This window comes from Microbacterium sp. dk485, assembly GCF_004570445.1.
Lineage (GTDB): Bacteria > Actinomycetota > Actinomycetes > Actinomycetales > Microbacteriaceae > Microbacterium > Microbacterium wangchenii.
The window spans coordinates 1198656-1224381 of record NZ_SPQW01000001.1; the positions used below are offsets into that span (position 1 = coordinate 1198656).

22 protein-coding genes are annotated in these 25726 nt (G+C 72.2%); 9 read left to right on the plus strand and 13 right to left on the minus strand.

The window, feature by feature from the left end:
* Positions 1-62: 62 nt before the first annotated feature.
* Positions 63-1022: an SDR family NAD(P)-dependent oxidoreductase gene (locus tag E4V99_RS05580; protein WP_135062661.1), complete on the minus strand. Its 960-nt coding sequence runs from the start codon at positions 1020-1022 to the stop codon at positions 63-65.
* On the minus strand, positions 1019-1657 hold the full coding sequence (locus E4V99_RS05585; RefSeq protein WP_167758080.1) for an NAD(P)H-binding protein: 639 nt from the start codon (positions 1655-1657) through the stop codon (positions 1019-1021). Before E4V99_RS05585 ends, E4V99_RS05580 begins: the two co-directional genes overlap by 4 nt.
* Before the next feature lie 56 nt (positions 1658-1713).
* Here E4V99_RS05585 and E4V99_RS05590 point away from each other — a divergent pair, with 56 nt between their 5' ends.
* Positions 1714-2283 (plus strand): TetR/AcrR family transcriptional regulator, encoded by a 570-nt coding sequence (locus tag E4V99_RS05590; protein ID WP_135116632.1) that lies wholly within the window; start codon positions 1714-1716, stop codon positions 2281-2283.
* Here the strand turns inward: E4V99_RS05590 and recQ are convergent, their stop codons facing one another.
* Positions 2284-4290, minus strand: coding sequence for a DNA helicase RecQ (recQ, locus tag E4V99_RS05595; RefSeq protein WP_135116633.1), 2007 nt, complete (start codon positions 4288-4290; stop codon positions 2284-2286).
* A gap of 147 nt (positions 4291-4437) precedes the next feature.
* Here recQ and E4V99_RS05600 point away from each other — a divergent pair, with 147 nt between their 5' ends.
* Complete coding sequence (locus E4V99_RS05600; RefSeq protein ID WP_135116634.1) at positions 4438-5130, plus strand: hypothetical protein; 693 nt, start codon at positions 4438-4440, stop codon at positions 5128-5130.
* Positions 5131-5140: 10 nt separating this feature from the next.
* Here E4V99_RS05600 and E4V99_RS05605 read toward each other — a convergent pair whose 3' ends face one another.
* The 6 genes from E4V99_RS05605 to E4V99_RS05630 are packed head-to-tail and all read right to left on the minus strand — an operon-like array spanning position 5141 to position 11470.
* Positions 5141-6595: a cation acetate symporter gene (locus tag E4V99_RS05605; protein WP_135116635.1), complete on the minus strand. Its 1455-nt coding sequence runs from the start codon at positions 6593-6595 to the stop codon at positions 5141-5143.
* A complete protein-coding gene (locus E4V99_RS05610) occupies positions 6592-6981 on the minus strand; it encodes a heavy metal transporter (protein ID WP_135116636.1) in 390 nt (129 codons plus the stop codon). The genes E4V99_RS05605 and E4V99_RS05610 overlap by 4 nt, the downstream gene beginning before the upstream one ends.
* Positions 6978-7742, minus strand: coding sequence for a LytTR family DNA-binding domain-containing protein (locus E4V99_RS05615; RefSeq protein ID WP_135116637.1), 765 nt, complete (start codon positions 7740-7742; stop codon positions 6978-6980). Before E4V99_RS05615 ends, E4V99_RS05610 begins: the two co-directional genes overlap by 4 nt.
* Complete coding sequence (locus tag E4V99_RS05620; RefSeq protein WP_135116638.1) at positions 7739-8917, minus strand: histidine kinase; 1179 nt, start codon at positions 8915-8917, stop codon at positions 7739-7741. The genes E4V99_RS05615 and E4V99_RS05620 overlap by 4 nt, the downstream gene beginning before the upstream one ends.
* Positions 8918-8930: 13 nt before the next feature.
* Positions 8931-9170 (minus strand): YbdD/YjiX family protein, encoded by a 240-nt coding sequence (locus E4V99_RS05625; RefSeq protein ID WP_135116639.1) that lies wholly within the window; start codon positions 9168-9170, stop codon positions 8931-8933.
* Positions 9171-9184: 14 nt separating this feature from the next.
* Positions 9185-11470 (minus strand): carbon starvation CstA family protein, encoded by a 2286-nt coding sequence (locus E4V99_RS05630; protein WP_135116640.1) that lies wholly within the window; start codon positions 11468-11470, stop codon positions 9185-9187.
* 189 nt (positions 11471-11659) lie between these two features.
* On the opposite strand from E4V99_RS05630, the gene E4V99_RS05635 reads away from it, so the two are divergent.
* Complete coding sequence (locus E4V99_RS05635) at positions 11660-12001, plus strand: GNAT family N-acetyltransferase (protein WP_135062651.1); 342 nt, start codon at positions 11660-11662, stop codon at positions 11999-12001.
* A 16-nt stretch (positions 12002-12017) separates the two neighbouring features.
* Here the strand turns inward: E4V99_RS05635 and nhaA are convergent, their stop codons facing one another.
* Positions 12018-13385, minus strand: a complete 1368-nt coding sequence (gene nhaA, locus E4V99_RS05640; protein ID WP_135116641.1) for a Na+/H+ antiporter NhaA — start codon at positions 13383-13385, stop codon at positions 12018-12020.
* A gap of 81 nt (positions 13386-13466) precedes the next feature.
* Positions 13467-14375 (minus strand): hypothetical protein, encoded by a 909-nt coding sequence (locus tag E4V99_RS05645; protein WP_135116642.1) that lies wholly within the window; start codon positions 14373-14375, stop codon positions 13467-13469.
* Between the two features lie 184 nt (positions 14376-14559).
* Here E4V99_RS05645 and E4V99_RS05650 point away from each other — a divergent pair, with 184 nt between their 5' ends.
* Complete coding sequence (locus E4V99_RS05650; RefSeq protein ID WP_135062645.1) at positions 14560-14919, plus strand: YciI family protein; 360 nt, start codon at positions 14560-14562, stop codon at positions 14917-14919.
* Positions 14909-16162: a sigma-70 family RNA polymerase sigma factor gene (locus E4V99_RS05655; RefSeq protein ID WP_135116643.1), complete on the plus strand. Its 1254-nt coding sequence runs from the start codon at positions 14909-14911 to the stop codon at positions 16160-16162. Before E4V99_RS05650 ends, E4V99_RS05655 begins: the two co-directional genes overlap by 11 nt.
* Before the next feature lie 34 nt (positions 16163-16196).
* Here the strand turns inward: E4V99_RS05655 and E4V99_RS05660 are convergent, their stop codons facing one another.
* Both E4V99_RS05660 and E4V99_RS05665 read right to left on the minus strand, forming a co-directional pair.
* Entirely contained in the window at positions 16197-17012 is an 816-nt protein-coding gene (locus E4V99_RS05660) for a hydrolase (RefSeq protein WP_135116644.1), read from the minus strand.
* Between the two features lie 482 nt (positions 17013-17494).
* On the minus strand, positions 17495-21073 hold the full coding sequence (locus E4V99_RS05665; RefSeq protein WP_167758081.1) for a S8 family serine peptidase: 3579 nt from the start codon (positions 21071-21073) through the stop codon (positions 17495-17497).
* Positions 21074-21238: 165 nt separating this feature from the next.
* Here E4V99_RS05665 and E4V99_RS05670 point away from each other — a divergent pair, with 165 nt between their 5' ends.
* The 4 genes from E4V99_RS05670 (at position 21239) to E4V99_RS05685 (ending at position 25665) form a co-directional block, all read left to right on the plus strand.
* Positions 21239-21793 (plus strand): ECF transporter S component, encoded by a 555-nt coding sequence (locus tag E4V99_RS05670; protein ID WP_135062635.1) that lies wholly within the window; start codon positions 21239-21241, stop codon positions 21791-21793.
* On the plus strand, positions 21790-23526 hold the full coding sequence (locus E4V99_RS05675) for an energy-coupling factor transporter ATPase (protein WP_135062633.1): 1737 nt from the start codon (positions 21790-21792) through the stop codon (positions 23524-23526). The genes E4V99_RS05670 and E4V99_RS05675 overlap by 4 nt, the downstream gene beginning before the upstream one ends.
* A complete protein-coding gene (locus E4V99_RS05680; protein ID WP_135062631.1) occupies positions 23523-24335 on the plus strand; it encodes an energy-coupling factor transporter transmembrane component T in 813 nt (270 codons plus the stop codon). Before E4V99_RS05675 ends, E4V99_RS05680 begins: the two co-directional genes overlap by 4 nt.
* Before the next feature lie 79 nt (positions 24336-24414).
* Positions 24415-25665, plus strand: a complete 1251-nt coding sequence (locus E4V99_RS05685) for an LCP family protein (protein ID WP_135062629.1) — start codon at positions 24415-24417, stop codon at positions 25663-25665.
* Positions 25666-25726 lie beyond the last annotated feature (61 nt).

The following is a 25726-nucleotide window of genomic DNA, read 5'->3' on the forward strand; positions in this document are numbered from 1 at the left end:
TCGGCGGGACGAGAATCGACTCTCACCGTAGGCTTCCCACAACCGCCCTCCAAGCTGGTTGGTCACTCCCCACAAGTTGGTTCGTCCATGTCGCCGCCCCGGCTTGTGCTCCCCGCACAGTCGGCACATTCCGCGGCGCCGCGGAAGAAGCGGTCGCTCGTTTCCCGAAGCCGACGCTGCACATCGGGGTCGCGGGAGACGGGCGGCGTCGGCGTCTCGATGTCGCGGACGAAATACCGTCCGGTGACCCCCTCCATCGCCGGATCGACGGCGAGGCGGAGCGCGGCCGCGGCGCCCTGCTCGGGGGTGAGCAGGGCGCGCCGGATGAGCCCTTCCAGCGGCCGGAGCGGGGCGGGGATGAGGCTGTCGATGATCTCGGTGGAGACGATGCCGGGGTGCACCGCGTTCACGGTGACCTCCCCGGCGAAGGAGCGGGCGAGGCTGTAGCCGGCGGTGACCGTCAGCAGCTTCGCCCGCGCATAGGCATCGAAGGCGATGAAGCCCGCCGCCGGGTTGAGGCGCGCAAGGTCATCCAGCTCTCCCGCGTCGATCGTGGCCGGCCGCGGCGTGCCCAGGAGCGTGATGCGGCGGGCGTCGCGGAGGCTGTCCGAGGCGACGTTGACGACCCGCGCCCTGCCACGTCGAAGCTGCTCCTCGAGCTGCGTGATCATGCCGAACGCGGCCAGATAGTCGACCGCGATGTGCAGCTCGATGCCATCGGGTGACCGGCGATGCTGCGCGTAGTGCGCGCCGGCGTTGTTGATCAGGACGTGCACGGCGTCGTGACGCTCTGCGATCGCACCGGCGACCCGGATGACGCCCGCTCGCTGGGAGAGATCACCGGCGACCACCTCCCACGTGCCCCCACCCGGCATGTCGGGCGAGAGGAGGGCGTCTGCCCGGACGGCGTCCCGAGCCACGGCGACGACATGCAGGCCGTTCCGGACGAGCTCCCGCGTGAGAACCCGCCCCATCCCGCCGGTGGCGCCGGTGACGACGGCGACGCGTCGACCGGCGCTCATCGACGGATCCGGGGGTAGCGGCGCACGTACTGCGGCTCCTCCGCCTCGCGGACGAGGAAGTCGGCCAGGTCGGCGCGGCCGATGAAGTGCCAGAGCCGGATCGGCAGGTCCTCCCCGGTCCGGTATCGCCCAGTCGCCGGGCTGTCCCTGAGCATGGGCGGGCGGACGATCGTCCACTCCAGACCCGAGGCGGCGATGAGCGGCTCCATCGTCTCCTTGTCGGCCATCTTCTCGCCCACGCGTGACCACACCGCCCTCGCGTACAGCGACCGGTCGTGGCTCTCGCGCGCCCCGTGGGCGCTCACGACGATGAGCCGGGGAACCGCGGCCGCGGTCATGGTAGGCACCAGGGTGTGCATCGCGTCGGTGCACACCGTCGTGACCCCCGTCTCCGATCCCCCCAGGGCGCTGATCACCACGTCCACCCCCTCGAGAGCGGCGCTCAGGCCCGCCGTGTCCGAGGCGCCGGCCCAGGCCACTTCACGCACTCCGCGCTCGGGCGAGAACGATCCCTCCCGGCGGACGAGGGCGATGACCGCGTGCCCGGCGCGGGCGGCCCGCGCGGCCACGTGGCGACCGGTCCGTCCGGTCGCGCCGAGCACGAGAACCCTGCGTTTCGATACATTATGTCTCATAGACGAAGAGTCGCACGCGATGGTCTCTGAGTCAACATGTCTCATAGACTGGTGCCGTGACGGACGACCCCGACCCCCGCTTCCTGCGCAGCCGGCAGGCGATCCTGGATGCGGCGCGCGAGCTGCTGCTCGCGCACGGCCCCGGCGCGGTCACCCACCACCGCATCGCCGAGCACGCCGGGATCGGCCGTGCCACCGTGTACCGGCACTGGCCGCAGCCGGAACAGCTTCTGGCCGAAGCGATGGCCACTGTTCCGCTGCCGTTCTTCGAGGCGCCCGCCTCCCCGTTCCGGCCGTGGCTGGCCGGTGAGTTCACCTCGCTCGCACGCGAACTGGAACTCGATGAGGTTCGAGCCGTCGCGACGACCCTCGCCAACGCGGCCCTGTGGAACCCCGGCATGGACGCGCGCCGCGCCGGTTTCGCGGGCGTCCTGTCGCGACGATTGGCCGCCGCGCTCACGGCAGCGGAGCAGGCGGGCGAGCTCTCGCTGCGGGGAGAGCCGTCGGATGCGGCCGCCCTCGCGATCGGCCCCCTCTACTACCGGGCGACCATCGAACGAGCCCCCGCCGACGCGGCCCTCATCGAGCGTTGCGTGGACGCGGTGGGAGTGTGGACGTCACGGTGATCAGTGGGCGGCGACGACGGCGAGGATGCGGTCGCCGTAGGCCTCCCGCTTCTTGGCGCCGATGCCGGTGATGCCGTCCAGGTCGCCGAGCGAGGCGGGACGGGCGGCGGCGAGCGCCCGGAGGGTCGCATCGCCGAAGACGATGTAGGCCGGAACGCCCTGTTCGCGCGCCTGCTCGGCCCGCCACGCGCGCAGCGCCTCGAACAGGTCGCGGTCGCCGGCATCCACCGACTCCGCCGCGGAAGGCTTGCGCACGCGCGGCCCGCCGCCGGTGCGTCCGAGCGTGTCGCGGCGCAGCGGCACGGGTGTCTCGCCGCGCAGCACACCGCCGCTGGCCTCGGTGAGGGCGAGGGTGCCGTAGTCCCCCTGCGCGACGAGAAGCCCGCGCGCGAGCAGCTGCCGCACGACGCTGCGCCAGTCCTGATCCGAAAGGTCCGCGCCGATGCCGTAGGTGGCGAGCTTGTCGTGCCCCTGCTGGGAGATGCGCTCGGTCTTGGCGCCGCGCAGGATGTCGACGAGGTGCCCGGCTCCGAAGGACTGGCCGCGCTCTCGCTGCAGCCGCACGATGGTGGAGAGGAGCTTCTGCGCGGCGACGAGGCCGTCCCACGTCTCGGGCGGCTCGAGGCACGTGTCGCAATTGCCGCACGGGCCGGCGTGCTCGCCGAAGTACGCGAGCAGGTTCTGCCGGCGGCAGGCGACGGTCTCGCAGAGCCCCAGCATCGCGTCCAGGTGCTGGCCCAGGCGCATCTTGAAGGTGCGGTCGCCGGGCGACTGGTCGATCATGCGGCGCTGCTGCACGACGTCGCCGAGTCCATACGCCATCCACGCCACGGCCGGCTCGCCGTCGCGGCCCGCGCGACCGGTCTCCTGGTAGTACCCCTCGACGGATTTGGGCAGGTCGATGTGGGCGACGAACCGCACGTCGGGCTTGTCGATGCCCATGCCGAACGCGATGGTCGCGACCATCACGACGCCGTCCTCGCGGAGGAACCGGGACTGGTGGGCGGCGCGGACGGAGCCGTCGAGGCCGGCGTGATAGGCCAGAGCGTCGATCCCCTGCCCGCGCAGGAACTCCGCGGTCTGGTCGACGGTCTTGCGGCTGAGGGCGTAGACGATGCCGGCGGACCCCTCCGGCTGCGCGCGGATGAAAGCCGCCAGCTGCTTGCGCGGCTCGACCTTCGGCGCGATGCGGTACTGGATGTTCGGGCGGTCGAAGCTCGCGACGAACCGGCGGGCTCCGTCCAGGCGCAGCCGCTCGACGATCTCACGCGCGGTCGCGGGCGTCGCCGTCGCGGTGAGCGCCATGCGCGGGACGCCGGGGAACCGGTCGGCGAGGTCGCCGAGGGCGAGGTAGTCGGGACGGAAGTCGTGACCCCACTGCGAGACGCAATGGGCCTCGTCGATCGCGATGACGCTGAGCCGTCCGCGCGTGAGCAGGTTCAGCGTCTGCGCGCCGTTCAGCCGCTCGGGGGCGACGTACAGGAGATCGAGGGTTCCGGCGAGATAGGCCTGCTCGACCTGCTGCCGCTCGGCGGGGCTCTGCGTGGAGTTGAGGTACGCCGCTCGCACACCGTTGGCGACGAGCGCGTCGACCTGGTCGTGCATGAGCGCGATGAGCGGGCTGACGACCAGCCCGGTGCCCGGGCGCACGAGCGCGGGCACCTGATAGGTGACGCTCTTGCCGCCACCGGTGGGCATCAGCACGACCGCGTCCCCGCCGCCGATGACGTGTGAGACGACGTCGCCCTGATCGCCGCGGAAGGTGTCGTAACCGTAGACCTCGTGCAGCACGTCGCGCGGGTCACGCCCCGTGAAGTCGCGCACTGCGGCGGTCAGGCCGGGGACGGATGCTGCGCCGGCGACCGGCCCGAAGCCCCCGGCATCGGGTGGGGGCGGCGCGTAGAGGTCGTCGGGGGGCGGGGCGTCGTCGGGGTTCCAGTCGAACCCGGCGTACGGGTCATCGAGGTCGGCGTATCCCGGGTCGGGGTCGTAGCCGGGCGCACTCACCCCTCCACGGTAACCCGCGCCCCCGACGCAGGCGGACCCGAGCCGTCGATCGGTGGACGGCCCGCCCACGCCGGCGGCGGAGGGGCCGGCGTGGGTCCGCTAGATTTGCGCGGGGCGCACGGCCGCGCCGCCGGGGAAGGGATGTCCGTGGTCGGGACAGGACGTAGGAATGCTGATCGCGCGCTGGCAGCGGTTGTCGTCGCCGGTCTGGTCTGGGGGACCACCGCGTGCGCCACATCCGAGCCGCCGCGCCCCGATCCCACCGAGGTCGTCGCGGAGTACCTCGGCGCCATCGCGGCCGGTGACGCCACCAGGGCCCGGCAGCTCGACGCCGCTGCCATCGGCGACCCGCAGCTGCCGGATGTCGACGCCGACACGCTGCGCACCGACGCCGTGCTGGCCGGAGCCCAGCGCATCGAGAACGTGACGGTCGAGGCCGGCACCACCGGCGACGAGGACACGCGCAACGTGACGTTCGGCTACGAGCTGGCCGGGCAGCAGGAGCGGTCGGTGCTCACCGTCGCCTGGAACGCCGAGGCGGACGAATGGCAGTTGACCGACTCGCTGACCACGAACCTGATGGTCTCGGCGGAAGTCAGCCGGATCGAGATGAAATTCGTGTCGTTCGAGGTCCCGGGGGCGACCGTGACCCAGGTCGACGACCCGGCTGCGGCGACGATGAGCTTCCTCATCTATCCGGCGGTCTACTCCGTCACGGCCGACATCGACCCGGCTACGCTGGTCGACCCGGCCGCCGGGATCACGCAGGAGATCGCCGTCGACCTGTCGGTGCAACCGGTCGCGCGCTTCGCGGTGACGCGGCTGCCCGCGTCAGGGTAGGCGCGCTCCCTCAGGATTCCGGCGTGTGCAGGCGCGCGAGGAAGCGCTCGGTCCGCGGCGGCGCACCGCGCCGGTCCCGGAGCGACACCACGACGATGACGGCGGTGCTCAGCGGGATGGTCCACGCCGCCGGCTGGCTGAACACCACCGCCCACTCCCCCGCGTTCCGTGCGAGCGCTCCCCCGATGAGCGCTCCGCCGCACGAGATCGCGCCCACGGCCATGCCGGCCACCGCGCCGCGTGCGGTGAGGCCGCGCCACCACACCCCCAGCAGCAGCACCGGCGACAGGCTCGACGCGGCGAAGACGAAGACGAGGCCCACGGTGGAGACGAGCCCCTCCGGCACGGCCACGAGCGCCACTCCGAGCGGAACCGCCGTGCACAGCACCGCCGACAGCCGGAAGGAGCGGACCGTGCCACCGAACAGGTCCTGGCTGACGACCCCGGCGAGGGAGACGACGAGCCCCGACGAGGTCGCCAGGAAGGCGGCGAAAGCCCCGGCCACGATGAGCGCCGTGAGCAGCTCACCGACCGGGCCGGGGAAGACGCGGGAGGGGAGCAGCAGGACGACGGCGTCGGCGACCCCGGGTTGCGCGAGGTCCGGCGCCACGACGCGGGCGATGAGGCCCATCGTGGACGACACGGCGTAGAACGCACCGATCATCGCGATGACCAGCACGGTCGTGCGCCGTGCCGATCCGCCCTCGGGGCTGGTGTAGAAGCGCACGAGCACGTGCGGCAGGCCGATCGTTCCCAGCAGGAGCGCCACCATGAGGGATGCAGTGGCGTACGCGTCGGCGGCGGCCGGACCCCGCTCGAGCGGGAACACCGCGTGCGGGTCGATGTCGTAGCCGCCTCCCGACAGCGCCACGAGCAGGAAGACGGCGGGTACCAGCAGGGCAGTGAGCTTGAGCCAGTACTGGAACGCCTGCACGGCGGTGATCGCCCGCATCCCGCCGGCCGCGACGATCCCGGCCACCAGCACGGCCACGAGAACCGCGCCCACCCAGGGCGGGAGATCGGCGACGACGCCGAGGGTGATGGCCGCTCCGTGCAGCTGCGGCACGATGTACAGCCACCCGATGACGAGCACGACGATGCTCGTCACGCGCCGCGCGCCGATCGATTCCAGCCGCGCCTGCACGAAGTCGGGGATCGTGTACGCCCCGCTCCGGCGGAGCGGTGCGGCCACGAACAGCAGCACGAGCAGGTAACCGGCCGCGTACCCGACGGGGAACCAGAAGCCCTCCGCGCCCGAGAGCAGCACGAGCCCGGCCAGCCCCAGGAACGTGCCGGCCGAGAGGTACTCCCCGCTGATGGCCGACGCATTCCACACCGACCGGACACTGCGGGAGGCGACGAAGAAATCGCTCGTGGTGCGGGAGAGGCGGATGCCGGCGAATCCGAGCACGGCGGTCACGAGGATCAACAGCCCGACGGCGGCCAGATCCAGCGCGGGATTCACGGCCCGTGCTCCGGTTCGACCAGCGCGCGGTACCGCCGTTCGTTGCGCGACGCCCCGCGCGCGTACACGACCGCGAACGCCAGGATCACCGGATAGAAGCCGTACGCGTGCAGCAGCCACGACAGCGGCACGCCCCACACCACCGGGTCGGCGACGACCGGCAGCAGGAACAGCGCGCCGGTGAGCGCGCCGGCGACCACGAGGAAACCCAGGAGGCACGCCGACGCCAGCCGCAGCTGCGCGCGCACGAGGCCCCGGGAGAAGACGGCGTCGGCCTCGTCGGTGCGCGATCCCGGCAGCGCGATCCCGCGCGTCGCCGCCCCGGCGACCTGGCCGGTCGCGGATGCGGTGACCCGCACCCGCGCGGGCGGCCGCTCGCCGCTCACGCCTGCCCCCGGGTGGGGCGCGGGAGCAGCGCCTCGCGCACGGCCGGCACGAGCCGGCGGCTGACGGGCAGCTCGATCTCGGCCAGCCCCACCGTGGGCGCCGGGCCCGACAGCCGGACCTCGACGATGGCGTCGCGGTGGACGAGGTAGGACCGGTGCACGCGGATGAAGCCCGCGTGCGCCCAACGCTCGGCCAGCTCCGAGAGCGGGACGCGCACGAGGTGGTCGCCCACGGCGGTTCGCAGCCGGGAGTAGTCGCCCTGCGCCTGCACCCACCGCACGTCGCTGCGGCGCACCATGCGCGTGGTCGACCCCACCGTGACCGGGATGGTCTCGCTCTCCCCGGCGGCCGCTGCTGCTTCGGGCCCACCGTCACTCGCGCCGGCGGCTGCCTCCGCAGCGGCCTCGACCGCACGGCCGATGGCCCGCCGCAGGCGCTCGACGCGCACGGGCTTGAGCACGTAGTCCACAGCATCCAGATCGAACGCCTCGACCGCGCCGGCGTCGTCGGCGGTGACGAACACGATCGCCGGACGCGCCCGCAGCCGGGCGAACGCCCGGGCGAGGTCGAGCCCGCTCATGCCGGGCATGTGGATGTCGAGGAAGGCGGCCTGCACGACGGCGGTCTCCAGGATCCGCAGCGCTTCGGCTCCGTTGCGCGCGGTGTGCACGACCCCGATGCGGTCGTCGGCGCGCAGCATGGCGGCCAGGTCGTGCAGGGCGGGCGGCTCGTCGTCGGCGACGAGCACGTCCAGGCTCATGTCGGCCCCGCGTCGTGCTGCGGCTGCGACTTGGGCACGCGCATGCGCACCAAGGTACCCGCGCCGAGGTTGGTCTCCACCACGAGACCGCCGCCGCTGCCGTAGAACTGGCGCAGCCGCGTATCGACGTTGCGGAGCCCCACATGCGCGGACGGCGTCTCGCTGCCCAGGAGCTCGGCCAGCTGCACCGGATCCATCCCCGCACCGTCGTCCTCCACGGTGATCTCGGTGTGCGTGCCGTCATCCCGCGACGCGACCGTGATGGTGCCGCCCTCCTCACCGGGTTCCAGTCCATGTCGCACGGCGTTCTCCACGAGTGGCTGCACCGACAGGAACGGGATGACGGTCGTGAGCGTCTCGGGTGCGATGCGCAGGCGCACCGTCAGACGGTCGCCGAAGCGGGCGCGCTCGAGCTCGAGGTACGAGTGGATGCTGCGCAGCTCCTCCGCGAGGGTCGTGAACTCGCCCTGACGACGGAAGGAGTACCGCGTGAAGTCGGCGAACTCCAGCACGAGGTCGCGGGCCCGGGGCGGGTCGGTGGAGATGAACGATGCGATCGCGGTGAGGGCGTTGTAGATGAAGTGCGGGCTGATCTGGGCCCGCAGCGCCCGCAGCTCCGCCTCGGCGAGCGCCGTGCGCGAGGCGTCGAGCTCCCCCAGCGCCAGTTGCGCGGCGCACCAGCCGGCGACATCCCCCGCCGCCCGCACGAGGGGACCGCGCACCGGCGAGGCGAACGCCACCACGACTCCCCACACGGCGCCGTCCACGACGATCGGCGCGCCCACCGCATCCGGTGCCGGACCCTCCGGATGCGGGAACACCTGGCGGCGCCCCGTCGCCCGCACGCGTGCGGCCACGCGGAGGGCGGCGGGCCCCAGGTCGTCCGCACCGTCGAGCGCGACGGCGTCGCCGGGGCCGACGATCGCGACGGCCGAGCCGCCCAGCAGCGTCCGCAGGTGTCGCACCGCGCGGTGGGTGTCGGGCTCGGCGCGTCCGCCCCGCAGCGCCTCGGTGGCCTGCGCGGCCACGTGCAGGGTGCGGTGCGTGGCCCGTTCCGCGTCGCTGCCGAGGTCGCGTGAGGCCCGTCCGAGCCGCCGGGCGAACACGAGCGCGAGGGTCAGCAGCACACCCGCGACGAGCCCGACCGCCCCTCCCAGCAGCGCGGCGTCCGGCATCCTCAGAGCCTAGTCAGCAGCACCGCGCCCCCGGGTTGCGCTCCTGCCGGTCGAGCCGATCGCGCCAGAACTCGCGCTCGCTCATCGGCTGCTGTGCAGGATGGCGGGCGCGCAGGTGCGCGACGTAGGTGTCGTACGCTCGGTCGCCCATGAGGGTCGTGACGTACCACCGGATGCTCCGGCTCGCCCTGGCGAGAAGGTCGCGCACGCGCACCCCCCGCGCGGCGGGAGCCGGAGCATCCGAAGCGGCCATGTCCGTCACCCCCGTCACGAGTGAGCGGGTGACGTGTCGGCCCGGTCGCGGTCGGGCAGCGCCTCCCACTCCTTCTCGATCTCGCGCTCGGCCTTGGTCGCGAGGAACCCCGCGGGGGCGAACCGGCGCGAGGGCACCGGCGGGTCCTCCGTGTTCTCGCCGCCACCCCGGCGCACCGCGACGATCGTCACCCACACCGAGAACGCGATGACGACGATCGCGAGGGTCACGAAGATGATCGACAGCGTGCCCTGCACGGCGGTGTTGCGCACCACCGCCTCCATGGCCTCGCGGCTGGTCGCCGTCCCGAACTCCTCGAGTCCTTCGTCCAGCGCGGCGCGGAAGGCGAAGTTGTTCGCCCAGTACCCCACCGCCGGCACGGGCGAGAAGATCTTGTACATCGACGCGGTGATCGTCACGACCGAGGCGAAGGCCAGTGGCACGGCGACGATCCACAGCCACTTCGCGTAGCTGCGTCCGCGCTTGGCGACGATCGCCATCACGACGGCCAGCGCGATGGCGGCCAGCAGCTGGTTGGCGATGCCGAACAGCGGGAAGAACGTGTTGATGCCGCCCAGCGGGTCGGTCACGCCCAGGATCAGGATCGACCCCCATCCGGCCACCATGATGGCCGTGCAGATCCACACCCCCGGTCGCCACGACACGTCGCGGAACCGCGGCAGGAACGTGCCGAGGGAATCCTGCAGCATGAACCGCGCCACGCGGGTGCCCGCATCCACGGCCGTCAGGATGAACAGCGCCTCGAACATGATCGCGAAGTGGTACCAGAACGCTGTCAGCGCCGGCCCGCCCAGGGCCGCCTGCATGATGTTCGCCAGGCCCAGGGCGAGGGTGGGCGCACCGCCGGTGCGCGAGACGATCGTCTCCTCGCCGACAGCGGCGGCCGCCGAGGTGAGCATCTCCGGCGTGAGGTTCACCCCGGCCAGGCCCAGTCCGTTCACGAACGCGACGGCGCCCTCCACGGTCCCCAGGGTCGCGGCGGCGGAGGAGTTCATCGCGAAGTAGATACCGCGGTCGATCGAGAGGGCCGCGACGAGCGCCATGATCGCGACGAAGGATTCCATCAGCATCCCGCCGTAGCCGATGAAGCGCGCCTGGCGCTCCTTCTCCAGCAGCTTCGGCGTCGTCCCCGACGCGATGAGGGCGTGGAAGCCCGACAGCGCGCCGCACGCGATCGTGACGAACAGGAACGGGAAGATCGGGCCGGTGAACACCGGACCCAGCTCTCCGCCGGCGAACTCGCTGAAGGCGGGCACGTCGATCTCGGGGCGCACCAGGATGATCGCGCCGGCGAGCATGACGATCACGCCGATCTTCATGAAGGTCGACAGGTAATCGCGGGGGGCCAGCAGCAGCCACACCGGCAGCACCGCCGCGACGAAGCCGTAGATGATGATGCCCCACGCGATCGTCGTGCGGTCGAGGGTGAAGATCGCCGCGCCCCACTCGGTGGAGGCGACCCAGCCGCCCGCGATGATCGCGGCGATCAGCAGCACGAACCCGATGAGGGAGATCTCCGTGATCCGGCCGGGACGGATCCAGCGCAGGTAGCAGCCCATGAACAGCGCGATCGGGATCGTCATCGACACGCTGAACACACCCCACGGGCTCTCGCCGAGCGCGTTGACCACGACGAGAGCGAGGATCGCGACGATGATGAGCATGATGAGCAGGCTCGCGATGATGGCCGCGGTCCCCCCGACCCGGCCGAGCTCCTGCCGGGCCATCTGCCCGATCGTGCGGCCGCCTCGGCGCATCGAGAAGAACAGCACGAGATAGTCCTGCACGGCACCGGCCAGGACGACCCCGACGATGATCCAGATCGTCCCGGGGAGATACCCCATCTGCGCGGCCAGCACCGGCCCGACGAGAGGGCCCGCGCCGGCGATGGCGGCGAAGTGGTGGCCGTAGAGCACGCGGCGGTCGGTGGGGACGTAGTCCTTGCCGTCCTGCTTGCGCTCGGCGGGCGTGGCCCGGCGGTCGTCGGGACGCACGATGTAGCGCTCGATGACCTTCGAGTAGAAGCGATAGCCGATGAGGTACGTGCAGACGGCGGCGAAGACGAACCAGATGGCGTTGACGGTCTCGCCGCGCACGAGGGCGAGCATCGTCCAGGCGACGCCGCCCAGCAGCCCGATGGCGACCCACAGGGCGATCTTCGGCCAGGTCCACCGCGTGCGAAGCTCATCGGCCGGCACGGCCACCGGGGGAAGCGAGGGATCGGTCTGGATCGTGTCGTCGACGGGGGGACGGTCGGATCCGACGGGGGATGCGGACATGGTTCTCCTCGAGCGCGTCGTTGCGGACGCGACGAGGCTACGGATCGGGCCCGATCCCCGCCGCGCGGGCGCGCCGCGGTGCGCCGAGCGGCGGCATCCGTGCGGTGAACGGCATCCGCCCTGCACGGGAGGATGGCGGAACAGACGAGGCCGCGCCTACGTTGGGGACAGCGACCGGAAGGAAATCCGATGACCGACGACGACATCACCGTGACGCGCAACGACGACGAGTCGCGCTACGAGATCCACGTGGGCGACACCCTCGGCGGATTCCTCGTGCTCGAGCCCTCCGACGAAGGTGCGGTGGAACTGCCGCACACCCAGGTCGACTCGGCGTTCAAGGGCCGGGGGCTCGGGACGACCCTGGTGGGCGAGGCGCTCGCGGATCTGGCCCGCCGCGGCGACGCCGTCCGCCCGACGTGCCCCTTCGTCGTGAACTACCTGCGGGAGAACGAGGTCGCGGGGCTCGTCGTGGACTGGGCGGATGACGCTCCCGAGGACGCGGCATCCCCGTCCGAGAGCTCCGGCTGATCCGGGCGGCGCCCGCTCACTCGCTCCGGCCCCGGCGGGACGGACGCGGCTTCTTCTCCGGCAGCGGCGCCTGGTAGACGTCGGGCACGCCGTCGCCGTCGTCGTCGATGCGCTCGGCCTCGTGGATGCGGCGGTAGCGGCGGTTGCGCACGAGCAGGATGCTCGAGGCCAGCAGCGACGCGAGCACCGACGCGAGCATGATCGCGATCTTGGCGTCGTCGTTGTGGAGCGACCCTTCGCCGAAGCTCAGCTCTGCGATCAGGAGCGAGACGGTGAAGCCGATCCCAGCCAGCAGGCCCACGCCGAGCAGATCCACCCACCGGAGCGCCGGGTCCAGGCGGACGCGGCCGACGAGGGTGAGCAGGCGCACAGACAGCAGGATGCCGATGGGCTTTCCCAGCACGAGGGCCGCGACGATGCCGATCGTGACGGGGTCGGTGACCGCGCGCGCAATCCCGTCGGTGCCGCCGATGGCCACCCCGGCGGCGAAGAACGCGAACACCGGCACCGCGAACCCGGAGGACAGCGGGCGGAAGCGGTGCTCGAACTCCTGGGCGAGGTCGCGTCGCGAGCCCTCGCCGCGGTCGCGCCGGGAGGCGCGCACCGGGATCGTGAAGGCCAGCGCCACCCCGGCGATGGTCGCGTGCACCCCGGAGGCGTGCAGGAACGCCCACGCGACGAACCCGATCGGCAGCAGCACGAGCCACGCCGCCAGGGGCCGCCCGGCGAACAGTGCGCGGTAGCGCTGGGCGATGACGCCGTAGACGGCGATGACCGCCACCGCGATCACGAGGGGAAGGACCTCGATCTCGCTGGTGTAGAAGATCGCGATGATCGCGATGGCGATGAGGTCGTCCACGACGGCCAGGGTCAGCAGGAAGATCCGCAGCGGGCTCGGCAGGTGCGAGCCCACGAGCGCCAGCACGGCCACCGCGAAGGCGATGTCGGTGGCGGTGGGGATCGCCCACCCCTGCGCGAGCGAGGACTGCGGTCCGACGATGGCGAGGTAGATGAGCGCCGGCACGATCACGCCGCCCGCCGCGGCGGTCACGGGGACGATCGCGGTACTGAACCGGCGCAGGTCTCCGACCACCACTTCGCGTTTGAGCTCGAGCCCCACGAGGAAGAAGAACACGGCGAGCAGCCCATCGGCCGCCCACGCCCCCAGGCTCAGTTCCAGATGCCATGGCTCGTATCCGATGCGCAGATCGCGCAGCGCGAAGTACCCGTCGGCGACGGGGGAGTTGGCCCACACGATGGCGATCACGGCGGCGAGCACCAGTAGGCCACCGCCGACGGCCTCGGTGCGCAGGAGCGCGGTCACGCGGGTGACCTCGGCGTAGCCGGGCCAGGCGGGGGTGCGAACGGGCGGGGTACGAGTCACGAGGATCCCTGAGAGTCGACGAAAGAGGTGTCGACCAGACTTCCCGACGCGCCACCTCCACCCTATCGCGGGCGCAGCGGGTCACGTGTGCGGGACGCTGCTCATCGCCCGCCCCGCCACGATGGTCACCGCGGCCAGCACCGGAACGAGCATCCCCATCGCGACGGCGATCCCGACGCGGCCCGCGGCGACCCCGAGCACGGCGGGCCCGAGAAGGATCCCGGTATAGACGAAGCCGGTGAAGCGGGTGACGAGCAGGCCCGAGTCCGCGTCATCGGATGCGGCGCGCCCGACCGCGCTGAAGAGCAACGGCAGCAGAACCGTCCCGGCAAGACCCCACACAATCAGGGAGCGCGGCCACCGCCCCCGCCGTGTCCGGACGCCCCGGCGGCGGGGGCGGACGGGATCACCCGCCGTGAGAGTGGACGCCACGACCATCCCGCCGGCGAGGGCGATCGCCGCCACCACAGTCGTGCGGACGCGAAGGTCCAGCCCGGCCGCGGTGGTCACCCCCATCGCGAGCGACGCCACCACCGCGCTCGCGCTCCACGCGGCGTGGCACGAGTTCACCAGGCGTCGACCGTGCGCGCGTTCGATGCCGACCGCGTAGACGTTCATCGCCGCATCCGTCGCGCCGTGCACGGCCCCGAAAGCGCCGACGGCCACGAGCAGGCCCCCGAGCCCGCGAGCCGACGGGAGGGCGATCAGCAGCAGCGGCAGGGCGGCGAGCGAGACTCGCAGGACGGTTCCGGCGCCCACGGCCGCGGTCAGGGGACCCATCGCCTGCATCCCCACGAGCGCGGCGAAGGCGAAGGCGAAGCCGACCCCGCCCAATGCACCGTCATCCAGCCGGAACACCCCCTTCAGCGCCGGAAGCGAGGCGATGTAACTGGCGCACACGAGGCCGTTCAGGAAGAAGACCGCGCGTGCCTGCCACGCCGCTCTCGACGTCCCGACCCCGATTCCTCCCGGCCGTTCGCGATGCATCATCGTGCAGTCCTTCCTGTCTCCTGCCCTGCAAGGCCGACGTTCGCCGGCCACCGGGGATCGACAGCCGCCCGGTATCGCGCACACACTCGGAAGAGACGGTGATCCTGTCGATTCGGGCGGATCGCGGTTCGTCGGTGAAGTGAGCGGACTCCTTTCCCGTCCGCACGACGCGAAGGAGGAGGACATGGCGACGTACATGCTGCTGATCACGGGCGACCGGGAGAGTTGGGAGGACATCCCGCCCGCCGAGCGCCGTCGCATCGACGACGGTCACCGCCGGTTCGCGCAGACGGCGGCCGGAGCGATTCTCGCGGGCCACGAGCTGGCTCCGGCCAGCACGGCGACCGCGGTGCGCTCGCGCGGGGGCGGTCAGCCGGAGGTCACCGACGGACCGTTCTTGGAGACGAAGGAGGTGGTCGGCGGCTACTACCTGGTCGACGCGCCCGACCTGGATGCCGCGATCGAGCTGGCCGCGCTGCTCCCGGAGACGGCGGCGCCCTATTCCGCGGGCGTGGAGATCCGGCCCGTCGTCGATGCCCCCTGAGTCGGGGTCCGCCGCCGTCGCCGATGCGGTGACGGCGGCGTACCGGCAGGAGTGGCCAACCGTGGTTGCGAGCGTCGCGCGTGTCACGCGCGACCTCGATCTGGCGGAGGACTGCGCGCAGGAGGCGTTCGCGTCGGCGCTGACCCGCTGGTCGGCGACCGGCGTCCCCGACCGGCCGGGGGCATGGCTCACGACCGTCGCGCGCAACCACGCGCTCGACGTGCTCCGCCGCAAGGGACGCGCGGCCCGCCTCCTGCCGCTGCTGGTGATGGACCAGAGCACAGCCCGCGGAGACCCGGGCGACCGGGCGGGGACGGGCGTGGACGACGACCGGCTGCGGCTGATCCTGACCTGCTGCCACCCGGCACTGGATCGCCCTGCGCAGGTCGCGCTGACGCTCCGGCTGGTCTGCGGCCTGTCCACGTCGGAGGTGGCCCGCGCCTTCCTCGTACCGCAGCCGACGATGGCGGCGCGCATCACGAGGGCGAAGAAGAAGATCGCCGTCGCGCGTATCCCGTTCCGCATCCCCGACGACGACCGGCTCCCGGAGCGGCTGGACGCCGTCCTCCAGGTCGTCTACCTCGTGTTCACGACGGGGCACGCGGCACCATCCGGAGCATCCGCGGTACGCGACGATCTCGCCGACACTGCGCTCCGCCTGGCCCGGCTCCTGCACGACCTGATGCCGCACGACGCCCGGGTGGCGGCGATGCTCGCCCTCATGCTGCTCACGTCGGCGAGGCGGGGCACGCGCGTCGCGGCCACGGGCGAGCCGGTCGCCCTGCCCGAACAGGACCGGTCTCGCTGGGACCGCGCCATGATCGCGGAGGGCGCGACGCTCGTGCGCCGGAGCCTGCGGAGCCGCCCCACGCGATACGGACTGGAGGCGGCGATCGCGGCGGTGCATGCACAGGCCGGAGAGTGGCAGAGCACCGACTGGGCGGAGATCGTCGACCTCTACGATCTCCTGGCTCAGCAATGGCCCTCGCCCGTGGTCGGCCTGAACCGCGCGGTCGCGGTCGGGTTTCGCGACGGACCCGAGGCGGGACTGCAGGCACTCGCCCCGCTGATCGCCGATCCGATCGCGCAGGTCTACCCGTATGTCGCCGCCGCGCACGCCGATCTTCTCCGGCGGGCGGGCCGCGCCGAGGAGGCCCGGCAGGCCTACCGCACGGCCATCGATCTCACCGAGAACGCGGCGGAACGGGCGGGGCTGCAGCGTAGGCTGGATGCGTTGACGTGAGCCGACGGAGTCGCCGCCTGACGGTCGGCACGCCTCAGGTCAGGTGATCGAAATCGCCGCGCACCCACGCGGTGTGGCGGTCCGCTGACCGGCGGACGATCTCGCGGGCGTCGGCCGGGATGACGTTGTCGAAGTTCCCGTAGAGCCGATCGAACGCGAAGCGCTCGACGTGTCGCGCGACGCGGTCCACGACCGCACCCGAGAGCGGCAGCCGGTTGGGGAAGCTGCGCATGAAGCTCACGCTGGCCCGGTCGGGATTCGCGAAGATGGTGTCGCTGGACAGGAGCACTCCCCTGCCCTCCGCTCCCGCCACCCAATGGGCGACCGCGCTCCCGGGGAAATGTCCGCCCGGCTGCGTGAGCGTCACCCCGGGCAGGATCTCGATGTCGTCGGACCAGAACCGGATCGCCGCGCCCGGCCGTGCCAGCCACGAGCGGTCCTTCTCCGCCACGAGCACCGGCACGCCTCCCAGCATCCGGCTCCACTCCAGCTGCACGCCGTACATGTGCGGGTGGCTGGCCACGATCGCCACGACCGGGCCGATGTCCCGGATGCTGCGCACCGCCGCCTCGTCGATGAACCCGAGAGGGTCGAACAGCAGACATCCCTCTTCGGTTCGAACGAGTTTGGAGAGCTGGCCGATGCCGGCTTCCGGAGAGCTGCGGATGCCCCACAGATCGGGCTCGAGCTCGGCGATCGCGGTCTGGTAGCCGGCTTCCGTCATCTCCTCCAGCGTCAGCCAGCGCTGACCGCTCGCCGGCACCCATTGACGCTCATCGGCGCAGATCGCGCACACCTCGGGACGCGCGGCATGCTCCACCGCACAGGTGGCGCAGATCCAGAACGACATCCCGACATCTCCCCGCTTGCCGTGGCACCAGGTCGCCCTCAGTCAACCAGACAGAGCCGGCGTCTCGGTCGACCGACATCGATGGAAGCGGAAGAACCCCGAACACCCCTGAGCCCTACCCGAAGGAGGAGTCGGCCTCCGCCTGGGAGATCGGGTAGATGGCCGTCTGGTCGCGGAGGATGTGCCACCCCGACGCATCCGTCCGGCCCCGAGAAGGTCGGCCAGAACGCGTCGGCGAAGGCGCGCAGGGGGTCACCCTCGACGCGGTCCCAGCCGAAGATCCACTCGCGCTGCAGGGCTGCGACCTCCGCTGCCGATCGGTGCTCGGTGTCGCCTGTTCCCGTGTCCATATCCCGTTCTTAGGGCCCGCCGCGTCTGCGGAACCAGGGACTGATGAACCCGGGATGGAGCGGGAGCCCCGGTCAGCGGGGAGCGCGCGAGGGCGCCCGAGCCGGAGCCCGGACGCCCTCAGATGCGACGGATCAGCGGAACACGAGGAATCCGCTCACCCCCGTGGACGACGCGACGGTGTCGCTGCCGTCGTACTGCGCGATCACGACCTTGACCCCGCGGGACTGCGCGGGCAGCGGGATCGTCACGGTGCCCTCGGCGAGCGCACCGGTGTAGGACCGGCCGTTCACCCACACCTCGACCTCACCGGTGGCCGCCTCGCCGCCGGAGGGGGTGACGGCGACGGTGACCGCGTAGTCCTGGGACGACGTGCCCACGTAGCGGTTGAGCGTGACCTTGGTCTGCGACGTGAACTTCACGAAGACCCCGGCGCTGTCGGCTACCCCTGGGGTGGGGTTGCCGGCGGCGGTGGCCGTCACCCGCACCGAGAGGGTCGTGCCCACGTCGGCCCTGGTCACCTTGTACGTCTGCGCGGTGGCGCCCTCGATGGGCTGACCGTCGCGCAGCCACTGGTAGGCGACCTCGACCTCCGCCGGCTCCCACGTTCCCGGCGTCGCGGTGAGCGTCTTGCCCACGCGCGGGTCGCCCGAGATCGTCGGCGCCTCCGTGGCCGCCGGCGCCGCCTGACCCGAGTCGACCGTCAGCACCGTGCGCACCGCCGAGTCGGCGTACTGCGCGACGCCGAGGTACCGCGTCTGCGGCTGCAGGCCCGACCACGACAGTGCGTAGGTGGTCTCGACCCCCTGTTCCGCGGGGATCGGGTTGGGAGTCGCCGTCAGCGCCCCCTCGCCGCCTTCGGCCGGCACGTTGCCGAACCACAGGTCCCACGTGAAGGGGTCGGTGAAGGAGAACACGTTCGCCTCGATGAGGTACGTGCCCGCCGTCGGCTCCTGCAGCGTCACCTGCTCGTCCGCCGCGCCCGTCGCCGACTGCCACACCTCGTAGTAGCGCAGATCGTCGGGGCTGACGACGCGGTACACCGCCAGGTCGAGGTCGCTGGTCTCGTCGTCGGAGGAGTCCAGCGTGAACCGCGACAGGGCGGTACCCTCGGGCACCTCCACGATCCAGCTCACATACCCTTCGCTGTCGGCACCGGAATTCTCATCGCCGGTGTGGCCGTCGACGGGGTTGTCCGGATCGGCCAAGAGCTCCATCGGCGCCAGGCCACTGAGGTTCACCGGCAGATCGCCCGTGATCCCCGGCGTGATGGTCACGTCGGTGCTGCCGTCGATCCCGGTGCCCGACACCTCGGCCGGAGCATCCGCCGTCACCGGCTGGATGACGATGGGCGAGCGCACCGTGGTCTCCCCGCTGGTCCAGGTCAGCCGTCCGCTCGTCCACTCCTCCGCGGGAGCGCCGTTGCGCGTGAACGTCACCGTGTACGACTGGGTCTCCCCGGCCGCACCGAAGGTCAGCGAGGCCGGCTCGACGACCGCGTCGATGCCCGGTACGTCGATGGATGCGGTGAAGGTGCCCGCCTGCGTCGCGGTCACCGTGCGCGTCACCGTCTGCGGCGTGGAGAGCGATCCGATCGCGATGGAGGCGAGGTTGAGGTCGCTGCCGTCGATTGGCTCCACGCCGAAGTCGTACAGGCCCTTGCCCTGCAGGTACGCCGCCCAGTCGTCGGGACCGTTCAGGTAGAGCAGCCCCGGCTCGAAGAACCGGGTCGGGTCGACGTGACCGGCGCCCTGCGCGAACGGGTCGGTGGCCGTGGAGCCGTCGTCGTTCACGGTGTCGTACGCGGTGGTCATCATCGCCGACTTGATCTCGGCGGGCGTCGCGTTCGGACGCTCCCCGAGGTACAGCGCGGCGAGCCCGGCGATGTGCGGGGCCGACATGGACGTGCCCGACTTGAAGCCGAACGTGGGGTCTTCGCCCGCGCGGTTCTGCGTCGCGGCGAGGATCGCCACGCCGGGGGCGGTGAGGTCGGGCTTGAGGATGTCGCTGCCGTCGGCGAGCATCGGCCCGCGGCTGGAGAAGCCCGCGATCACGGGGGTCGGGGTCTCCACCCCCGTGACGTTCTCACCGATCAGGGTGGCCGTGGCATCCGGAGTGTTCCGCACGTACTCGAGCAGCGCGGCACGGAAGGTGTCGGCGATGTGCACGGTCGGCACCGAGTGGAAGTCGTTGTCCAGCGAAGACGGCGTGACGTTGACGAGGATCATGCCGATCCCGCCCGCCTCCTCGACGGCCTGCGACTTCTCGATGCGGGCGTTCTCGCCCCGGTCGCACACGACGATCCTGCCCTCCGCCTCGGCCGGATCGAGCGCCCCGATGTAGCACAGCGCCGCCTGCGCGGGATCGGCGCCGTCCGCGACGATGTCGCCGCCGTACACGACCGGACCGGTGACCTCCTCGCCGGACGGCACCGACACCGATGCGCCCGCGGCCTCGAAGCCGTTGGGCAGCTGCACCGTGCCCTCGTAGGTGGGGACGGTGGATGCGGCGACCGTGGTGTACCACGGCGACGCGTGGTCGGCGGTCGCTGCTCCCGGCCCGGCGTTGCCGGCGCTGACGGACACGAAGATCCCGGCGGCGGCGGCGTTGAAGAACGCGCGGTCCTCGGTGGAGAAGGTCGTGGTGGCCGCTCCACCGCCGATGGAGTAGTTGATGACGTCGACGCCGTCCGCCACGGCGGCGTTGATGGCGGCGAGCAGGTCGCTCAGGGCGCAGATGTCGTCGGTGTTGACCAGCGGGTCGGGACCGGAGTAGCACGCCTTGTAGGCGGCGACCTTGGCCCCCGGCGCCACGCCGGAGATCTCTTCGAAGTCGATGCCCTCCACGCTCGCGGCGACGGCGTGATTGCCGGCGGCGGTGCCGGCGGTGTGCGATCCGTGCCCGTCCCCGTCACGCGGAGACAGCACGTCGGCGGAGAAGTCGTAGCCCGCGGCGGCAGCACCCGAGCTGAAGTACTTCGCGCCGATGAGCTTCGTGGAGTAGTCGTCGACGTCCCACTCCTCTCCGGTCACGCGCTCGCTGCGGAACGTCGTGCCGTCGCTCTTGGCGAAGACGACCTCGTTGCCGTCGAGGTACGGCTCCGCGCCGGGCGAGGTGCCCAGCGGCTCACCGGCGAACGACGGATGCTCCGGTGCGATGCCGGTGTCGATCACGCCGACGACCGTGCCGGCGCCCGCCGCATCCGGTCCGCCGACCGCTTCCCACACGCCGCCCTCGCCCTCGAGCCCGAGGAACTCCGTGGAAGGGACTGCGTCGGGGTGACGGATCTCGTCGGGCACCACCGCGGCCACGCCCTCGGTGGCCGCCAGCTTCGCGGCCTGCTGCGCGCTCAGCTGCGCGCTGAACCCGTTGGCCGCCAGCGTGTACGAGTACTCGCGGTCGGCCCCCACCTCTGCCGCGACCTCCTGCTGGCGGTCGTCGAGGAACTGGGTGTACTCCTGCACCTCGGGTGCCCTCGCGTCGAGCTTGTCGCCCTCGTCGGGCTGCGTCGAGCGCAGGTTGGACACGCCGCCGTCGTAGGTCGCGGCCGGCGCCTCATCCAGCAGCACGATGTACTGACCGCTGGGGGCGTCCACGGGAACGGGGCTGGTCACCTCCCCCGCGGCGACGGCGCCGTAACTGGCGGTGGCGGACAGGCCGGTCAGGAGCGCGGCAACCGCCACGACAGCGACCGAACGCAGGGGTCGACCCATAATGCGCTCCAGACGGGGGGATGTATCGAGCGAAATGCGTGACAGCTCTGCCGCGCGTTGCACAAACATAGCTCACAGGTCACTACCAGCCAATGGTCACATCGCCTCTGGATTCTCCCGGCCCGCGGCGGGCAGGCTCTCAGCGGCCAGGGGTACGCTGAACGCGTGGCCGCGGCATCCCGACTCCCCACGCGCGTCCTGCTGATCTGCGCGGCGATCGGTGTCGCAACGGGGCTGCTGTCGGCCGGCTGGGCCGTGCTGCACGCCATCACCGCCGTGGGCGCCGTCGCGCTGTACGGACTCGTGCTCGGATTCCACGCCCTGCCCGGCGTCATCGCGCAGGAGATGCTGCGCCAGCCGTGGGTCGCCCTCATCACCCATGCGATCGCGGCGATCGTGGGATCGGCGATCGCCCCGACGATGCTCGCCGGCTACATCCTGGCCGCGGTCGTCTTCGGCGGCGTGCAGGAGGGGGTCGCCGCTCTCACCCGCTATCGCCACTGGGAGCCGTGGCGCTTCTTCCTCTCGGCAGCGGTGACGGGCCTCGTGCTGGCCGTGCCCATGTGGTTCGCGTTCGGCGTCGCCGGCTTCGAGCTGTGGGTGCAGGTGGCCTTCGTGGCGCTGTTCCTGCTCGGACCCGTCGCCTGGACCGCGGTGGGACTGGCCGTGGGCACGGGCCTGCGCCGCGCCGGCGTCGCCCGCACCGCGACCCGGCGGTGACCGGGATCTCCGCCGCGCCGCTCCTGCGCCTGCGCGGCGTGGCGATCACCCACGACGGAGCCGACGTGGCGACCCCCGCCGACGTCGGGTTCGACGTGTCACCGGGCGAGGTCGTGCTGGTGCTCGGGCCCAGCGGCTCGGGCAAGTCCACCCTCGCGCTCGCCCTGAACGGCCTCATCCCCCACGCCGTCCCCGCGACGGTGACGGGCTCGATCGAGGTGGCCGGCATGGATGCGGCGACCACACCGGTGGCCACGTTGAGCACGCGCGTGGGAATGGTGTTCCAGGATCCCGACGCCCAGATCGTCACCGGCACCGTGCTCGACGAGGTCGCCTTCGGCCCAGAGAACCTGCGGCTGCCGGTGGACGTCGTGCTCACGCGGGCCGAGGCGGCTCTGCGCCGCGTGGGCCTGTGGGACCGACGCGGCGACAACCCGGATCTGCTCTCCGGCGGAGGGCGGCAGCGCCTCGCGATCGCGGCGGCGCTCGCCATGGGCTCGCCCCTGCTCGTGCTCGACGAGCCCACTGCGAACCTCGACCCGCGCGGGATCGAAGAGGTGTACGCCGCGCTGGCCGACGTCGTCGCCGCCGGCGACCGGGCGATCCTCCTCGTCGAGCACAACCTCGATGCCGCCGTGGGCCTGGTCGACCGGGTCGTCGTCCTCGATGGGGCCGGGCGACTGGTCGCCGACGGATCCGTCGACGACGTCCTGCGCGGCCGTGCGGAGGAGCTGCAGGCGATCGGGGTGTGGCTGCCGACATCGCTCCTCGCGGCGCTGCGGCTGCGCCGCGCGGGGTACGCCATCGATCCGCTCCCCCTCACCCCCGGCGAACTGCGCGCCGCGCTCGAGCGGACGCCGCCGCCGGCGGCGGCGTCCGAGGCGGCCGGACGCGGGCGGCCGGCCGCATCCGGAGGCGAGCCGATCGTGCGCGTGCGGGGGCTCACCCTGACCCGCGGGCGCGGGGCGGCCCGCACCACCGTCCTGGACGGCGTCGACCTCGACGTCGCGGCGGGCGCGTTCGTCGCCGTCGTGGGGGCCAACGGCGCCGGCAAGACGACGCTCGTGCAGGCCGTCGCCGGGGTGCTGCGCCCGCCACGCGGCACGGTGCGGCTCGATGGACTCGACGTGCACTCCGCCGACGCCCACACCCTGTCGCGGCGCGTCGGCTTCGTCTTCCAGAACCCCGAGCACCAGTTCATCGCGCACACCGTCTTCGACGAGATCGCCCACGGCCTGCGGATGCAGCGGCTGGCCGACGACGTCGTCCGCGCCCGCACGGACGAGATCCTCGAGCGATTCGGCCTCACCCGATACGCCGGGACGCATCCGTTCCTCCTCTCCGGCGGGCAGAAGCGGCGACTGTCGGTGGGCACCGCGCTCGTGGGCGGTGCGCGGATCCTGGTGCTCGACGAGCCCACCTTCGGTCAGGATCGCGCGCGGGCCGACGAGCTCCTGACGCTGCTGGACGGCCTGCGCCGCGAGGGCACGACGATCATCGTCGTCACTCACGACATGCAGCTCGTGGCCGAGCACGCCGATCATGCCGTCGTGCTCGCCGGCGGACGTGTACTCGCCGCCGCCCCCACCGCCGAGGTCTTCGCCGATGACGCCCTCCTCACGCGCGCGGGTCTCCGGCCGCCGCCGCTGCGGGCCGCGCTGCACGCACTCGCGCAGCATCCGGAGCTGTCCGCCGTGGCACGCCTCGCCGACCTCCCGGGCGGCAGCGGATGAGCGCGCGCGTCGACCCGTACGCCGCCCCCCTCGCGACGGGGCGGCTGCGGTTCCTGCCGCGCCTCAATCCCCTCGCCAAGCTCGCGGCGCCGCTGCCGGCGATCGTGCTCGTGCTCTTCGCCCGTGATGTGATCACCCCGCTGACCTTCCTTGTGCTGGGGTACGCGGTGCTGGTGGTGGGCGCCCCGTGGACGCGGCGCCTGGGCATGGCGCTGGGCGTTGTCGTGCCGGTGGGGGTGGCGGCGGTCGGCGTGGCGTTCTCGCTGTGGGCGGATGCGAGCCGCGTCGACGACACCGCCGTCCTCGTGCAGCTGGGCGGATGGACGTGGTACGCCGGCGCTGTGGAGAGCGGGTTCTCCACCGCGCTGCGACTGGCCGCCATCCTCGTCCTCGCCCTCATCGGCGGGATGACCACGACGGGGCCGGACCTCGTCCGCGCCCTCGTCCAGCAGCTGCGTGTGCCGTACCGCATCGGCTACACCGCCCTCGCCGCGTTCCGCTTCGTGCCGCGGTTCGGGTACGAGCTGGACGTCATCCGCCAGGCTCATCGCGTCCGCGGGGCCCACGGCGGCCGAGGACCCTTCGCCGCCATCGCCCGATGGGTCGGCTACATGGTGCCGCTGCTGGCGGGCGCCATCCGTCACGCCGAGCGCGTGGCCCTCGCGATGGATGCGCGCGCGTTCGGCGCGTACCCCGAGCGCACCGAACGCCACCTCGTGCCCTTCCGCACCCGCGACGCCGCGTTCGTCGCGGGGTTCTGGGTGGTCACCGTCGCGCTGTTCTGGGTGGTGCGCGCGTGGGGCGCCTGACGGCCCCGCGCCGCAGCATCCGGCTAGACATTCCCTAGAATCGGCCCAACGCCTCGACCGGGCGCGGAGGGGAGACGCCATGGCACGGCGACGCAGAACCGTGGCCCGGCACGCCCGCCTGGGCTCGCCCAGCATCGCCGGGCAGCTGCTGACCCTGGTCGCCGTCGCCGTGGCGGTCGTACTCGTGGCCGCCGCCGGCACCGTCGCGTACGCGACGTACGACCTGGCCGCGAGCTTCACCGAAGACGCCGTCGAGCTGGAGGACCAGCCGTCACCGCCGCCGGACATCGGGGCGATCGAGGGCGGGGTGAACCTCCTGGTCACCGGCATCGACGAGTGCGAACCGGAATACGCCCACTTCTTCGGCAGCCGGTGCACCGGGAAGGATGCCGCGAGCCGGCTCAACGACGTCAACATCCTGCTGCACATCTCCGACACTCCCCGGCGCGTGACGGTGGTGTCGTTCCCCCGCGACCTCATCCTGCAGGCACCCGGCTGCACCCGCACCGACGGGTCGCGCTGGAGCGGCGGGACGGTCCAGATCAACGAGCTGTACTCCATCGGCGGACTCAACTGCATCGCGAACACCGTCGCCGACCTCAGCGACCAGGAGATCCCCTTCGCCGCGACGGTGACCTTCGGTGGCGTCATCGAGATCACCGATGCCGTCGGGGGCGTGGAGGTGTGCCTCGCGCGGGGCATGCGCGACCGCGAGACCGGCATCGACTGGCCCGCGGGGCCGCGCACCGTCGCGGGGATCGAGGCGCTGCAGTTCCTGCGCACCCGCTACGGCGTGGGCGGCAGCGACCTCGCGCGGGTCAGCAACCAGCAGCAGTACATGTCGCGCCTGGCCCGCAAGCTCGTGAGCGACGAGGTGCTCTCCGACCCCGCGACGCTCTACCGGCTGGCGGCGACGGGGCTGCGCAACGTCGATCCGTCCACCACCCTGACCAACCCGCTCACCCTCGTGCAGATCGCGCTGGCCGTGAAGGACGTGCCCTTCGAGGAGATCGTGTTCGTGCAGTATCCGACGCTCACCGCGCCGTCGGACGAGGACCGCCTGGTCCCGAACTACAGCGCCGCCGCACCGCTGTGGCAGGCGCTGGCCGAGAACCGTCCGATCGAACTGACGGGCGAGGTCGGCGCCAACAACGGCGTCGTCGAGGTCACCCCCGAGCCCACCGACCCGTCCGCGCCGCCGACGGAGACGGCCGCACCCACGCCGACGGCCACTCCGACTGCGCCCTCCGACGCCGTGGCCCTCCCCCCGAGCGTGACGGGTTCCACCGCCGCGCAGGAGACCTGCTCCGCCGGAAACCTCTCCCAGTAACCCGGCCCCCGCCGGGGTCGCCCGGCGCGCACCCGTGTGCGCAGAATTCAGGAGATCCGCG

What these genes read in the sequence shown, in the direction of transcription:
- E4V99_RS05645 (WP_135116642.1), bottom strand. Translation starts at nt 14,375, where the DNA reads ATGATGCATCGCGAACGGCCGGGAGGAATCGGGGTCGGGACGTCGAGA.
- E4V99_RS05625 (WP_135116639.1), bottom strand. Translation starts at nt 9,170, where the DNA reads ATGGCCGCTTCGGATGCTCCGGCTCCCGCCGCGCGGGGGGTGCGCGTG.
- E4V99_RS05680 (WP_135062631.1), top strand. Translation starts at nt 23,523, where the DNA reads ATGAGCGCGCGCGTCGACCCGTACGCCGCCCCCCTCGCGACGGGGCGG.
- E4V99_RS05630 (WP_135116640.1), bottom strand. Translation starts at nt 11,470, where the DNA reads ATGTCCGCATCCCCCGTCGGATCCGACCGTCCCCCCGTCGACGACACG.
- E4V99_RS05585 (WP_167758080.1), bottom strand. Translation starts at nt 1,657, where the DNA reads ATGAGACATAATGTATCGAAACGCAGGGTTCTCGTGCTCGGCGCGACC.
- E4V99_RS05665 (WP_167758081.1), bottom strand. Translation starts at nt 21,073, where the DNA reads ATGGGTCGACCCCTGCGTTCGGTCGCTGTCGTGGCGGTTGCCGCGCTC.
- E4V99_RS05660 (WP_135116644.1), bottom strand. Translation starts at nt 17,012, where the DNA reads ATGTCGTTCTGGATCTGCGCCACCTGTGCGGTGGAGCATGCCGCGCGT.
- E4V99_RS05635 (WP_135062651.1), top strand. Translation starts at nt 11,660, where the DNA reads ATGACCGACGACGACATCACCGTGACGCGCAACGACGACGAGTCGCGC.
- E4V99_RS05655 (WP_135116643.1), top strand. Translation starts at nt 14,909, where the DNA reads ATGCCCCCTGAGTCGGGGTCCGCCGCCGTCGCCGATGCGGTGACGGCG.
- E4V99_RS05615 (WP_135116637.1), bottom strand. Translation starts at nt 7,742, where the DNA reads ATGAGCCTGGACGTGCTCGTCGCCGACGACGAGCCGCCCGCCCTGCAC.
- E4V99_RS05620 (WP_135116638.1), bottom strand. Translation starts at nt 8,917, where the DNA reads ATGCCGGACGCCGCGCTGCTGGGAGGGGCGGTCGGGCTCGTCGCGGGT.
- E4V99_RS05685 (WP_135062629.1), top strand. Translation starts at nt 24,415, where the DNA reads ATGGCACGGCGACGCAGAACCGTGGCCCGGCACGCCCGCCTGGGCTCG.
- E4V99_RS05650 (WP_135062645.1), top strand. Translation starts at nt 14,560, where the DNA reads ATGGCGACGTACATGCTGCTGATCACGGGCGACCGGGAGAGTTGGGAG.
- E4V99_RS05580 (WP_135062661.1), bottom strand. Translation starts at nt 1,022, where the DNA reads ATGAGCGCCGGTCGACGCGTCGCCGTCGTCACCGGCGCCACCGGCGGG.